The following is a 13,506-nucleotide window of genomic DNA, read 5'->3' as shown; positions in this document are numbered from 1 at the left end:
ACGATAAAATAAAGAATGAAAGTTACCGAACATATAGAACGCGCAAACGGAAAACCATTATTTTCTGTAGAGATTTTACCGCCTTTGAAAGGACAAGATGTCAATGCGACGTTCAAAACTTTAGACCCGTTAGTTGAGTTAAATCCAGCTTTTATCGATGTAACTTATCATCGTCAAGAGTATATTTACAAACAGAAAGAAAATGGGTTATTGAAACGTTATCAGGTACGAAAACGTCCTGGTACAGTTGCAATTTGTGCTGCAATACAGAATCATTATAAGATAGACGCAATTCCGCATTTGATTTGTGGTGGATTTACAAAAGAAGATACAGAAGATGCGTTAATCGATTTGAATTTCTTGGGAATTGACAATCTTTTGGTTTTACGTGGAGATCCTATAAAATCGGAAAAATCTTTTGTTCCTGAAGTTGGTGGACATGCAAATGCTTCGGAATTGATTGAGCAAATTACTGCTTTGAATACAGGAAATTATCTAGACGACGAACTACAAGAATCGCATGCAATGGATTTTTGTATTGGTGTAGCGGGTTATCCTGAGAAGCATTTCGAATCACCAAATCTTGCAATGGATTTGTATTATTTGAAAAAGAAAGTGGAATTGGGAGCTGATTATATCGTGACGCAAATGTTTTTTGATAATCAGAAATATTTTGATTTCGTTAAAAAATGTCGCGAAATGGATATTAATATTCCGATTATTCCGGGTATAAAACCTTTGACAACTTTCAATCAACTAACGTCGATTCCACAAAATTTCTATTTGGACTTACCAGAAGCTTTGGCAATGGAAGTTTTGAAGTCGAAAGATAAGGAACGAATCAAGGAAATCGGAATTGAATGGTGTATTCAACAATGTAAAGAGTTGATCGATTTTGGTGTTCCTGGATTACATTTTTATACAATGAGTAATTCTATAAATACAAAAAGAATCGCTGAGGCAGTTTATTAAAATAACAATAGTTGGTTGTTTATCTTTTCACAAATAAACAACCAAAATTATTAATTAAATTAATACGTAAAAATTAATCCATAGAAAAATTGTTTTTCCCCCTTATAGTCTTATAACTCATCATTACAGCGATAAGCGAAATAATTGTAACCGAGAAACTGATGTTCAAGATAAAATCCGCATGATCTACATTTAACATTTTTAAAAAGACAGAAACAAGAAGTAAAATACTAATTACAAGGAAGAACTTAATTGTGTTCTTAAAAATCAATTTATTCATATTGTGTTAAATTTTGGTTAAATAAAAATAAATAAAAAATTATATAATCCAATTTTTTTTTGACTTATTCAATATTAAATTTTAAATAACAAACGTTAGTAAAACTTTATTTATCTGCACATTACATTAACTGAATTAAATCTAAATTCCTTATTTTTGATCATATAAAACTATAAATGGATCTTTTTAACGATTTATTTGACGGACAACAAAATCTACTTCCAAAAGATGGAACTGTAAATTATTTTGGACAAATTATGACCGATGAAAAAGCGCATCATTATTATTCTATATTATTAAATGAAATTGAATGGAAAAACGATCAAGCAATAATATTTGGAAAATTGATAGAAACTAAACGAAAAATTGCTTGGTATGGAGATTTTCCATTTGCTTATACCTATTCCAAAATCATGAAAACAGCTTTGCCTTGGACTGATACTTTACTTGAATTAAAAAAATTAGCTGAGGAAAAAACTGGCGAAACTTATAATTCTTGTTTGGTAAATTTATATCACGATGGTTCCGAAGGGATGGCTTGGCATAGTGATGGTGAAAAACAATTGAAACGTCATGGCGCAATTGCCTCGCTAAGTTTCGGCGCTGAACGTAAATTTGGTTTTAAACATAAAGAAACTAAAGAAGTAATTGCTTTAAATCTTGCAAGTGGTAGTTTATTAGTTATGAAAAATGAAACACAAGATTATTGGCTGCATCGCTTACCTCCTACTAAAAAAGTAAATTCGCTACGAATTAATCTAACATTCAGAACAATAGATTTGGAGCAATAATTATTTTTGCTTGGAGATTTCAGCTTTATAAAAAGTCAAACTTTGTTGATTAAATTTATTCAGAAATGCATCATTAAAATCATTCAAAGAAATAACATCCAAATCAATTTTAGTTTTTAGCGTTGGTAAAGCAATCACTTTATTTGATGATTTATCCAAACTATTCCATTTCGCAATAAACTCTTTTGTAGCTGTAATAAAAGTTGATTCGCCATTTTCTTTCGAATAATCATCCGAAACTATTGAACGTTTTATGGCAGATAATTCAATCTTTTTTGTCTGACGATTGTATCGAAAATAAGATGTAAACAAAACATCTCCTATTTTATTGATAATCTTGAAACCTTTCTTTGTTTCCTCAATCTTCGTATTACGATCCAATTCATTAAAAGCTAAACTACTCTGCTTTTTATATTCAGTATCAGAAAGTAAAAACTCTATTTTATTCGTTTCAAAATTAATTGAAACCTTGTCAAACTTTCCATCGCCATCCAAATCTTTCACAATCGATTGTTTGGCAAAAGTTAGTAAACTCATGCTCAAAAATAACGATATGAAAAATGTTAATCTCATCAGAAAGTATAATCTCTTAAATTTTATTTAAAGATACCACAAAAAAAGCTCCAAAAAGGAGCTTTAACTATTTAATAACAGGATTTATATCCAAAATATTTTCTTTTCGATATTTTTCGATAAAATCATCTGTAAAATTTTCGCTTCCTAACAATTTATTTTCTTGTAAAACCTTTTTAATATCAAGCTTTTTATAAGCTTGTAACATCGGTTCAGAAATCGCTTTATACGTAAAATGCCACGGTTCATATTTGAATCCTTTTCTCGCTGAATTATCCGTGTACACCAAATAAAAACCATATTTAGATGCATTTTCATCTAACCAAAGTTTAAATTTATGCATTGATCCTCCTTCGTTAAAATGTTTCTCATTCAACGGATCTGCTGGTATTCCGCGCGTTCCGTCTATAATATCCAAATCAGTTCCCCAATGGTGACGAGAAGTTCCTGGAATGGTAGAATATTCAATAATCTTTTCGATGTTTTCTTTCGCTGCAATTTTCTTCGCTTGATTTGCTTTATACTTGCGCTCCCAAATTCCGTTTTGATACGTATAATTTCTATAGCTCGAAATCACTTGTATTTTAAAACCTGCTTTTTGTGCATCAGCTTTCATTAATTCAAATTGTTTTGCAACTTCTGGCAACAATTTATACCCATTTCCAACCATCGTAGGGTTGCCTTTACCAATCAATTCAGCCGTTGTAAAAGTAGGTAAAATAGTATCTGTTTCTTCTGGAGTTTGATCGCTGTTACCGAAAGCACAACCAGCATTTAGCATAAAAGCAAGTAAAATTAAATAAGAAAATTTCATAATATTAAATTGAGACATTATGGTAAGTATTAGATTTTGGTTTATTTTTATCAAAATTAAAGAATAAAAGTGGAGATTGTTATAATAATCGTATTGATTTTATTGAACGGAATTTTTTCCATGTCAGAAATGGCACTTGTTTCGTCAAGAAAATTCAAATTAGAAAATCAAATGAAGAAAGGAAGTTCTGGTGCTAAAACGGCTTTAGAACTTGCTGAGAATCCGAACAAATTTTTATCAACCGTACAAATCGGAATTACCCTTATTGGTATCTTATTAGGGGTTTTCTCGGGTGATAAACTAACTGCAAATTTAACAGAATTTTTAACATCTATTTCTTTCATTGCACCTTACGCCAAAACACTTTCTCCAATTATTATGGTAGTAATCATCACTTATTTTTCGATTGTATTTGGCGAATTATTACCAAAACGTTTGGGAATGAAATTTCCTGAAATGGTTTCTACTATTGTTTCGAAACCGATGAAATGGTTATCTATCATCACTTCTCCATTCGTTTGGTTGTTAACAGTTACCAATAATTTTTTCTTAAAATTGTTTGGTATTAAAGACGATAGCAGCGAAGTTGTTTCGGAAGAAGAAATTAAAAATATCATCAAAGAAAGTACAGAAGGTGGTGAAATTCAGGAAAAAGAACACGAAATCTTAGAACGTGTTTTCGAGCTTGGAGATCGTCGTGTGAACACGTTAGCAACGCATCGTTCGGAAATTGCTTCATTAGATATTTCGGATGATTATGAGAAAGCACGTGCAAAAGTTAAGAAAAATAAATATTCAGCCTACCCTGTTACGAAGAACAATAATCTGGACGAAATCGTTGGTATCTTGAAACTAAAAGATATGTTTGGTGTAAGTAAGGAAGATTTTAGCCTGAAAAAATTTATACACAAACCTATTTTTGTCAATGAAAATTCGTTTAGTTATCCTTTGTTGGAAATGTTACAGAATTCACAAGCACATTTTGCCATTATTTTAGACGAATATGGTACGACGGCTGGAATTGTAACAATAAACGATATTTTGGACGAATTGGTTGGTGATACACCAGAGAACCAAGACGAAGATTACGAAATCGTAGAACGTGAAGATGGTACATGGTTGATCGATGGGCAATTTTCGATCTATGAATTCGAGAAGTTTTTTGAGATTGATATCGACGAAGACATCGAAAATAGATATGTTACCGTTGCTGGAATTTTCTTAGATAAATACGAAACCATTCCAAATGTTGGTGATAAGGTAGAAGTAGAAGATTTGACACTAGAAATTGTAGACAAAGACGGTAATCGTATTGATAAAATATTGGCATATCGTAAGAAATAAAAAACTCAACCAAATGGTTGAGTTTTTTATTAACTCACTAATTTATTTTTTGAGCAGTAATATAATTTTCTCCATTAGCACTAATCCCTAGACCAGTAAATAGATTTATAGCGATGCTGTCTGGGTAGTGGTATTTGAATTATTCTAATTAGAATATTTTCTAGAACCTTGTCAAAATGTTGTAATTTGTTGTTTCTCTTGTCCCTTCACCTATTATATTAATTCAATAACTGAAAAGGCTGTTTTATAATAAATTATAAAACAGCCTTTTATTAAATTACTAAATATTAAATCTTCCTAATGTCCTCCTTCAGATTTAACTTCACCAAGATTTATTCCTTGTTTTTTAAGAATTTTAGGCGTTGCAATTGCATAAAATACAAGATACACAAAACATAAAATACAAACAATATAACTAGAATTAACAGTTGATAAATCTGCAATATACCCTTGGAATATACTTACTAATCCTCCTCCCATAATCATCATAATTAAGAAGTTACTTCCTTGCGAAGTGTTTTTTCCTAAACCATTAATTGCTAATGCAAAAATACAAGGCCATAATGTACTACAGAACAAACCAACACTTGTAATAGAATAAATAGAGACTAAACCAGTTGTATTCATTCCGATTAATAATGCTACAATTCCAATAATTGAGAAAGTTAATAACATTTTAGCAGGGTTTCCATTTGTCCATAAAGAAGCTAAAATCATTATTAAAATAATTACACTATATAGATAAAATGGTTTCAAATCATGCCCTGCAATGTAATTAACTAATAAGAAAATCCCAAAAGCTAAATAAGGTGCTATAAATTTAAGAGCCAATGTTTTTGTCTTATCTAAACCAAATGCTTCTGCTGCACCACCCCAACGACCAATCATCATACTTGCCCAATATAACGAAACATATGGTGTTACTCCTTGTATATCGAACCCTAATTCATTGTGCATATATGCTGGTAAATTACTTACAGTAGAAACTTCTACACCTACATATAAGAAGATCGCAAGCATTCCTAATAATAATTGAGGATATTTTAAGGCTGATGATTTATCATTTTTTGAAGTTGCAATCGCACTATCCTCTTCTTGTTCTGGATGATTTGGTAAAGACGAAAATTTCAAGAAAATAGCAACAGCTAAAAAAGCAACACCCAAACACAAATATGGAATTTTAACTGCTTCTATACTCAAAGTTGTTTCTCCTTCTCCTCCTGCACCAAAAATTGCATAAGCAACAATTAAAGGTCCAATTGTAGTTCCTAAGTTATTAATACCTCCAGCTAATGTTAAACGTTGAGATCCAGTACTTGCATCTCCTAAAGCAATTGCAAGCGGATTAGCAACAGTTTGTTGCAACGAAAAACCTAGACCTACAGTAAACAAACCTGTTAACATTAAAGGAAATGATCCTGTATTGGCTGCTGGAATAAAAAAAAGCGTTCCAATAGCTGATAAAAGAAGTCCAAAAGATAATGAATTCTTATACCCAAATTTATTGATTAAATCTTGTTTAGCTAATAATGAAACGCCCATATAAATTAAAGCTCCAACCGTATAAGCGATATAATAAGCTACTGCGACTAATTGACTTTCGGCTTGGGATAAATCAAATGATTTTTTAAAAACTGGAATTAAAATTTCATTACTTGCCGCTACGAATCCCCAAAAGAAGAATACTGTAACCAGTGGGATAAATTGACCCCAATTAGTTTTTTGTGATTGACTCATGTGTTTTGATATAATTTTTTTTTAAATATTGGTTGATGATTGCCTAAACAACCAGCTTATAAATATAGGTTATTTATAGTTTAATTTACAAATAGGTGAATGCTTAAATATTATACAGCACAAAGAAAAAAACTATATATTCAATAAATAAATATTATTTTTTTACAGATCAAATAATAATTAATAGATTATTTTTAACAAAAACATGTTAAATGTATTTAAAATTTAATTTCTCACTTTTTTATAAATCAAAAAAAAACTGTCCGATTAAGACAGTTTTCATTGTGTATTTATTCTTTATTTCACAGGAGTTTCTCTCGCAGCTTCGTATATAATCGAATCTCTTTGCTCTTGCGTCAAGTCATATTTGTAATCAAATATTGCAGATTCCCAATCTCCATATCCAACATTCGGCAATACAATAAATCGTTTTCCAAATTCAGATTTTAAAGTTTCTACAGCTGCCGCTCTTTCTTTTTCAGATTTATGATTATCAAATAAAGAAGAAAAATCTGTTAAACTATCTCCTAGCAATAAAACAATGTCATAATCTTTCGAAATATTTTGACGACGTGCTTCTTTGCTACTTTCTTTACTTCTCAAAATCAAATTCTGAGCACTTTGAATTGGATAATTGTATTTTTCTAAATTTGCCAAAGTTCCAGGACGCTCTACTTCGTATCGATTTGTAACGTAAAAAATCTGAACACCTTTACTCGCTGCATACTGAAAAAACTCTTGAGAACCAGCCAAAGGAGTTGCAATTCCTTTCGACGTCCAATTTGCCCAAGTTTCTTGCGACCACGTTTTTCCTTGACGCGCCATTTCTACTGCATAGTACGAATTATCCAAAAAAGTTTCGTCAATATCCGTTACAATCGCTAAAGGTTTTGCGCCTTTTGTCGCAATTGCTTCATCCAATCTCATTTTAGCAACATTATAAGCTTGCTGGCTTAAGGCTTGATATTCAGCAGCACGTTGTTGAAAAAATGCAGCATAAATTTTACCATCAACTTGTAAACTTTTTTGCTGAACTGGTTGTTGTTCAGTAACTATTTTTGGTGTTTGACAAGCTGTTAATCCAAAAAGCATCAAGCTTCCAAGCATCAATTGTATATGTTTCATATCTCTAAATTCTGAAATGCAAAATTAAGCCTTACAATTCAAATCAAAAAATCAGATTACTGAATGTATTTAATCGATTCGAAAGTTGTTTGATGAAAATAGTTTTTGAACTGATGATGTTCTCCATTAATTTCTATATCAATTTCCAGATAATCGTTTTGATTAAAATGAATTAAATCTGTTTCGAAAAAATAAATATTTCGGATAACGTGAGAATCAGGTAAAATGGTATTTTTCAATAAAATATCATTTGTCCCCATTGCCAATTCTCCATAAAATGTAACATCAGCTTTGATTTTTTTTTGAGAAAAATTTGAATAAAAATCAGCTTCAACGATATTTATACGAACTGTTTTTTCGGTATTATTTTGAATAGAAATTAAGAATTCTAATGTATTTTTTTTCTTTGTTACCGAATCTATTTTTACTTGAAATTCTGAAATTTGTTGATTAGAATCATCAATCAAATCATCATTTTTTTCAATTTTTAAAAACGATATTTTTGGTTCTTCTTCTTTCGGAAGTGGTTTTTCAATTGGAACTGTTTTTAATTTTTTGTAAATAACAAACAGCACTAACAATACAAGTAAAATGAATAAATATTTCATTTTACAAATTTAGAAATTAAATCGTTTTTCTGATTTCGAAAAAATGATTTGTTTCGTTTTAGACAATTTTTTTTCTGAAACGAAAAGCACAAAAAGCTAAAACAAATACACTTCCTGCTACAGCAAAACTAATAGGATTTGAAGATTTAGAGCTATTTTCAGTAAAATTTGTTTGTATTAATTGACTATTTAAACCAGAAGATTGAGCAAATGAAATAGTTGTACTTGCAATGAATAGTAATAAAAATTTGAAGAGAGTTTTCATAATAATGAATTAAATAAAAAGTTTGGTTTTGATATTAAGAATTGATAAAACAAATACAATGCCTAATTTTCTTAAAATTAAATAATTTGCAATTTAGTAATGCCACTCAAATTCAATAATCAATTTTTTGGAGCATAACAATTAGGAGATAAAATATAAACTATTTATCAAAACCCTATAAACAAAATAACTCAATTCATTTTCAGAATTGAGTTATTTATTAATGATGTAAAAACTTTAATCTAGTTCTATTTTCACGAAATGATTGTCCAATAAATGATCAATTAAATCTTGCGATTTATAATCAATCGGATCTTTTATTTGTTCTTTTGCTTTTGTATGTTCTTCAATTCGATGCAAAGCTTTATAAAAGCGTCGAACTTCGTTCAGATTCTTCAAAATTAATTTTGGAGCTTCTGCTTTTTCACCATTTTCTTCTTTGCATATCATCGTAAAATAAGACGAATTACAATGTTTAATTTCACTTGTTTGGATATTTTGACTTTCTACTCGAATTCCTACGACGATTGACGTTCTTCCGACATAGTTTACCGATGCTTTTAGCGTTAATAATTCTCCTACTTCTACTGGCGTTAAGAAATCTACTCTATCCACAGACGCCGTAACACAGTATTTTCCAGAATATTTGGAAGCACATGCGAATGCAATTTGATCGAGTAGAGAAAGAATGAATCCACCGTGTATTTTTCCACTAAAATTGGAATGTGACGGAAGCATTAATTGCGAAAAAGTTACCAATGAACTTTTTACCGTTTTGTAAATCATTTTATCTATTGTTGTGTGTGTGTTCAATTTGTAGTAATTAAGTTTAGACTGTAAAATTCATCTGCAATTTCGCGATTATTAGACAAACGAGGAACTTTATTTTGTCCACCTAATTTCCCTATCGATTTCATATAATGCTGAAAACCTTCTGTTTTAACTTCAGAAACGACAAGCGGACGCAAGATATTTCCCGTAATCAAATCATCGTAATACGTATTTTGGCGACGCATTTGTGTATCTAATTCTTGATTAAAAATAGTTATATCTTGTGGTTTTTGATCAAATTCTATTAACCATTCGTGATATGGCAAACCTTCTGCTGGATTAACTTGAGGCGCAACTGTAAACTCATTTACACTCGCTGGATATTTTTCTAAAGTTTTTTGCAACGCCTGTTCCACTTCGTGACCAATTACATGCTCACCAAAAGCAGATGTATAATGTTTAATTCGACCAGAAACAACAATTCTATAAGGTTTTATCGAAGTAAAACGAACTGTGTCACCAATATTATATCCCCACAAACCTGCGTTTGTATTGAGAATTAGAACATAATCTTTTCCTACTTCAACATCTTTCAATGAAATTCGGGTTGGATTTTCATCAAAAAACTCTTCAACTGGAACAAATTCATAAAAAATTCCATTATTCAATAAAAGTAATAAATCATCATTTTTTTGAGAATCTTGATACGCAATAAACCCTTCTGAAGCTGGATATGTCTGAATACAATCTATTTTTCGACCAATTAGTTGATTCACTTTATCGCGATAAGGTTCATAATTTACACCTCCTGTTACCATTAGTTGTAAATTCTTAAAAATCGACTGAACGTTTTCTTTTTCAGAAACTTTAATCAATCGTTCAAAATACATAATCAACCAAGGCGGAATCCCAGAAATCAGCGTCATATCAGCTTTCACCGTTTCATCCACTACCCTATCCACTTTTGTTTCCCAATCTTCAATCACATTTGTTTCATAAGATGGTAAACGATTTTTTTGCAAATAATTTGGAACAAAATGTGCGCTAATTCCAGAAAGTCGACCTACTTTCAATCCATTTTTCTCTTCAAGAATTGGACTTCCTTGTAAGAAAATCATTTTTCCGTCAACAAAATTAGAATTCTTTGTTTCATTAATATAAAACAATAAAGCATTTCGAGCAGAATTTATATGAGATGGAACAGATTCTTTTGTAAGCGGAATATATTTGGCTCCAGAAGTAGTTCCTGAAGTTTTAGCTAAATAAAGAGGTTTTCCAGGCCACAGAATATCAGGTTTCCCTTCAATTACTTCATCAAAATAATGTTTCAAACCTTCATAATCATTGATTGGAATTTGCGATTTGAAATCTTCATAATTTTTGATTGATTCAAAATGATGATCAACTCCAAACTTTGTATTTTTTGCAGCAATAATCAATTCATTTAGAATTTTGTCTTGTGTTTCTAGCGGATTATTTATCCACTTTTGTTCTTTGTTGACAATGTATTTTGCAAAAATTTTCGCTAAAAAAGCTTTCATGCTGTTCCTTTAAAACATTATTATTGGTCGAATTTAAACGAATATTCTAAATAATTTAACAACAATTGCAATGATTTTTCTTAGTCAAATCACTAATTACATTAAAGCTAAAACGTTAGCTATCATTTTATAATCATCCCGTAAAAAGTCGCTTCTCTATTATTTCTATTCCACATAAAATTATCTTATTTTTTCGAAGGATACAAGATTTTTTCTAATCGAACGTTTTATTGTAGATTTGTTTTTATTCGCTATCATGAAAAAGATTGTACTGAGTATCTTCGCCGCAAGTTTTTTAATCGGCTGTTCTACGCAAAAAAATAGTTTCAAAAACCGACAATATCACAAGATGACATCGTGGTTTAATGGAGTATTCAATGCTGAGGATGAGTTAGAAAAAAAGAACACAGAACTACAAACAAATTATGTAGAAAATTACTCGAAGATTTTACCTGTTGGAATAGAATATTTTTCTGTTTCGGACTCTGCTAATTTAGGTGAATTTAATACGCCCAATTTTGGTATTGGAAGTGGAAATCGAAATAATCAAGATAAAGTAGAAAAACCTGTTGGATTTGCTGCTGTAGAGGCAAAAGCTTCGAAAGCAATCGAAAAACATTCGATGTTAATTAAAGGAAAAGAAAATAATCCTTTGATGGGTCGCGCTTATTTATTGATTGGAAAATCATTATTTTATCAAAAAAAATACTTTGAAGCGCTTGATGCTTTAAACTATGTTGTCAAAAATTTCAAAGATTCTAAATACGCGCAAGAAGCGCATGTTTACAAAACTGTTGCCGAAATAAAAGGTGGAAATTACTTTGATGGAATCGAAACTTTACAAAAACTTTACGAAAACGATCCGTATAAAAGTAAAGAATTAAAAACAATGATTGCGCGTACCTATGCTCAATTTTTAATTGATCAAAAAAAGTACGAAGAAGCACTTGATCCATTGCAAAAAGCCGAATATTTTTCTACAAATAAAGATGAACGAGTTCGAATATTTTATACGTTAGGACAAGTTTTTTCTAAATTAGGAAAACAACAAGAAGCTGGTGAAGCTTTCACGCAAGTTTATAAAATGAAGCCTGGATTTGATATGGAAATCAAATCGCAGTTGGCGATTGCAGCTAATTTTGATCCAAAAATTAATAATTACGGAAATTACAAGCAAAACTTGTTGGACATCTCGAATAAAGGAATTTATGCATCGAAGAAAAACGAGTTATATTACGGAATTTCTGAAATGGCTTTTCGAGCTGACAAAATGGATGATGCTGTAGAATATGCAAAATTGAGTTTGAAGGAACCAATGTCTGATCCTTATATTCGTGGGCGCGCTTTCGAAAATTATGGTGATATAAAGTTCAAGCAAAACGATTATGTTTACGCATCGGCTTATTATGATTCGGCACAAACAAGTTATAATTTGCCAGAAGATCAAACGCGTATTCAGAAACGAAATGATGTTTTGAAAAAATTGATGGAAAAACATTATTTAGTTCAGAAAAATGATTCAATTCTAAAACTTGCTGCACTTCCAAAAGAAGATCAATCAAAATTCTTCACAGATTATATTGAAAAATTAAAGAAAAAAGAAGAAAAGCAAGCTATAGAAGAGCAAAAAGAAATGGAAACTTTTCAGTTAGAGAATAAAACAGCAAGTTTTACGACGAGTTTCAATAATGCTGATAAAGGAAAATTCTATTTCTATAATCAAAATTTAAAATCGACTGGACAGCAAGAATTCCAACGTATTTGGGGAGGAATTTCGTTGAAAGATAATTGGAGAAATTCGAATGCGATAAGTACTGTAATTGAGGACAAACAGAATGAATTGACAGGGCAAATTGCTGCTGGCGATCCAAGACGTTTTGAACTTGATTATTATTTAGATCAAATTCCAACTTCTCAAAAAGCATTGAATGAGTTGAAAGTTGTGAGAGATACAACGCAATTGTCTTTAGGTACTGGATATTTTGATATTTTCAATAACTCAGAATTAGCTGGAAAAGAGTTGAAAGCCTTGGTTGCTTCGCCTCCAAAATCGGAAGATGTGTTATTAAAAGCGACTTATCAATTGTATCGTATTTATAAAAATCGTGATCAAAAATTAGAAGATGAATACAAAAATATCATTCTAACAAAATATCCAAATACGATTTATGCAGGTTATATTCTTAATCCAGAAGTTGAATACATCACTGCTGAAACAAAAGAAGCTTTAGAAGCCTACAAAGTTGCATACACGTTGTATCAAGATAAAAAATATGATGACGTAAAGAAAAAAGTACAAGAAGCAATTGTGAAATTTCCGACAGAAATTATCGTTGCTAAATTTGCTTTATTAAATGCTTATGCAATCAAACAAACTGGAAAAGATAGCGATTTTGAGCAAGCTTTAGAAATTGTAGTTACCGCTTATGACGGAACTGAAGAAGCTAAGCAAGCAAAACGTTTGTTGGATAAATTGCGTAACACCAACCGAAAAACTACTGAAAATCAAAAGATTGAAGAAAACCAACCACAAATTAATGCTGTAGATAGATCACCTACACAAATCATTGAAAAAGAAATAAATCAACCGAAGAATAACAATGATGATAAAAATGTTCTTAAAAAAACTGTAAAAGAATCAAATACAGTTAGTCTTGAAGGAGGGGATACGAATTATTAAAATAT

The 13,506-nt window shown here is 30.6% G+C and carries 12 protein-coding genes; 4 read left to right on the top strand and 8 right to left on the bottom strand.

Annotated elements, in window-relative coordinates; genetic code table 11:
* The first annotated feature begins 15 nt into the window (after positions 1–15).
* A complete protein-coding gene (gene metF, locus ACTS9J_RS08240) occupies positions 16–972 on the top strand; it encodes a methylenetetrahydrofolate reductase [NAD(P)H] (protein WP_125350316.1) in 957 nt (318 codons plus the stop codon).
* 456 nt (positions 973–1,428) lie between these two features.
* Positions 1,429–2,043, top strand: coding sequence for an alpha-ketoglutarate-dependent dioxygenase AlkB family protein (locus ACTS9J_RS08235; RefSeq protein ID WP_416410204.1), 615 nt, complete (start codon positions 1,429–1,431; stop codon positions 2,041–2,043).
* Here the strand turns inward: ACTS9J_RS08235 and ACTS9J_RS08230 are convergent, their stop codons facing one another.
* Entirely contained in the window at positions 2,044–2,580 is a 537-nt protein-coding gene (locus ACTS9J_RS08230; protein WP_219035070.1) for a hypothetical protein, read from the bottom strand.
* A 103-nt stretch (positions 2,581–2,683) separates the two neighbouring features.
* On the bottom strand, positions 2,684–3,430 hold the full coding sequence (locus tag ACTS9J_RS08225) for a M15 family metallopeptidase (RefSeq protein ID WP_280037621.1): 747 nt from the start codon (positions 3,428–3,430) through the stop codon (positions 2,684–2,686).
* 69 nt (positions 3,431–3,499) lie between these two features.
* Here ACTS9J_RS08225 and ACTS9J_RS08220 point away from each other — a divergent pair, with 69 nt between their 5' ends.
* Complete coding sequence (locus tag ACTS9J_RS08220) at positions 3,500–4,774, top strand: hemolysin family protein (protein WP_125350320.1); 1,275 nt, start codon at positions 3,500–3,502, stop codon at positions 4,772–4,774.
* Between the two features lie 297 nt (positions 4,775–5,071).
* On the opposite strand, the gene ACTS9J_RS08215 is transcribed toward ACTS9J_RS08220, so the two are convergent.
* The 6 genes from ACTS9J_RS08215 to ACTS9J_RS08190 all read right to left on the bottom strand — a co-directional run bounded on the left by ACTS9J_RS08215 (position 5,072) and on the right by ACTS9J_RS08190 (position 10,821).
* Positions 5,072–6,511 carry an MFS transporter gene (locus tag ACTS9J_RS08215; protein WP_416410203.1) on the bottom strand — a complete coding sequence of 480 codons (1,440 nt, stop codon included), beginning with the start codon at positions 6,509–6,511 and terminating at the stop codon, positions 5,072–5,074.
* Between the two features lie 297 nt (positions 6,512–6,808).
* Positions 6,809–7,636 carry a 5'-nucleotidase, lipoprotein e(P4) family gene (locus ACTS9J_RS08210; RefSeq protein WP_125350322.1) on the bottom strand — a complete coding sequence of 276 codons (828 nt, stop codon included), beginning with the start codon at positions 7,634–7,636 and terminating at the stop codon, positions 6,809–6,811.
* 56 nt (positions 7,637–7,692) lie between these two features.
* A complete protein-coding gene (locus ACTS9J_RS08205; RefSeq protein ID WP_219035068.1) occupies positions 7,693–8,244 on the bottom strand; it encodes a hypothetical protein in 552 nt (183 codons plus the stop codon).
* A gap of 58 nt (positions 8,245–8,302) precedes the next feature.
* On the bottom strand, positions 8,303–8,509 hold the full coding sequence (locus ACTS9J_RS08200) for a hypothetical protein (protein WP_125350324.1): 207 nt from the start codon (positions 8,507–8,509) through the stop codon (positions 8,303–8,305).
* Between the two features lie 237 nt (positions 8,510–8,746).
* The gene (locus ACTS9J_RS08195) at positions 8,747–9,322 is read right to left on the bottom strand and encodes an acyl-CoA thioesterase (protein WP_376741545.1); all 576 of its coding nucleotides are present in this window, start codon (positions 9,320–9,322) and stop codon (positions 8,747–8,749) included.
* On the bottom strand, positions 9,319–10,821 hold the full coding sequence (locus ACTS9J_RS08190; protein WP_125350326.1) for a GH3 family domain-containing protein: 1,503 nt from the start codon (positions 10,819–10,821) through the stop codon (positions 9,319–9,321). Before ACTS9J_RS08190 ends, ACTS9J_RS08195 begins: the two co-directional genes overlap by 4 nt.
* A 256-nt stretch (positions 10,822–11,077) precedes the next feature.
* On the opposite strand from ACTS9J_RS08190, the gene porW reads away from it, so the two are divergent.
* On the top strand, positions 11,078–13,501 hold the full coding sequence (gene porW, locus ACTS9J_RS08185) for a type IX secretion system periplasmic lipoprotein PorW/SprE (RefSeq protein WP_448353120.1): 2,424 nt from the start codon (positions 11,078–11,080) through the stop codon (positions 13,499–13,501).
* Positions 13,502–13,506: the final 5 nt, after the last annotated feature.

Source organism: Empedobacter sp. ULE_I140, from assembly GCF_053482575.1.
The sequence above is the reverse complement of the archived record's forward strand: the minus strand, read 5'-3'. Positions and strand labels throughout refer to the sequence as shown.

Excerpts from the sequence above, each read along its gene's own strand:
- metF (WP_125350316.1), top strand. The coding sequence starts at position 16 with ATGAAAGTTACCGAACATATAGAACGCGCAAACGGAAAACCATTATTT.
- ACTS9J_RS08235 (WP_416410204.1), top strand. The coding sequence starts at position 1,429 with ATGGATCTTTTTAACGATTTATTTGACGGACAACAAAATCTACTTCCA.
- ACTS9J_RS08230 (WP_219035070.1), bottom strand. The coding sequence starts at position 2,580 with ATGAGTTTACTAACTTTTGCCAAACAATCGATTGTGAAAGATTTGGAT.
- ACTS9J_RS08225 (WP_280037621.1), bottom strand. The coding sequence starts at position 3,430 with ATGAAATTTTCTTATTTAATTTTACTTGCTTTTATGCTAAATGCTGGT.
- ACTS9J_RS08215 (WP_416410203.1), bottom strand. The coding sequence starts at position 6,511 with ATGAGTCAATCACAAAAAACTAATTGGGGTCAATTTATCCCACTGGTT.
- ACTS9J_RS08210 (WP_125350322.1), bottom strand. The coding sequence starts at position 7,636 with ATGAAACATATACAATTGATGCTTGGAAGCTTGATGCTTTTTGGATTA.
- ACTS9J_RS08205 (WP_219035068.1), bottom strand. The coding sequence starts at position 8,244 with ATGAAATATTTATTCATTTTACTTGTATTGTTAGTGCTGTTTGTTATT.
- ACTS9J_RS08200 (WP_125350324.1), bottom strand. The coding sequence starts at position 8,509 with ATGAAAACTCTCTTCAAATTTTTATTACTATTCATTGCAAGTACAACT.
- ACTS9J_RS08190 (WP_125350326.1), bottom strand. The coding sequence starts at position 10,821 with ATGAAAGCTTTTTTAGCGAAAATTTTTGCAAAATACATTGTCAACAAA.
- porW (WP_448353120.1), top strand. The coding sequence starts at position 11,078 with ATGAAAAAGATTGTACTGAGTATCTTCGCCGCAAGTTTTTTAATCGGC.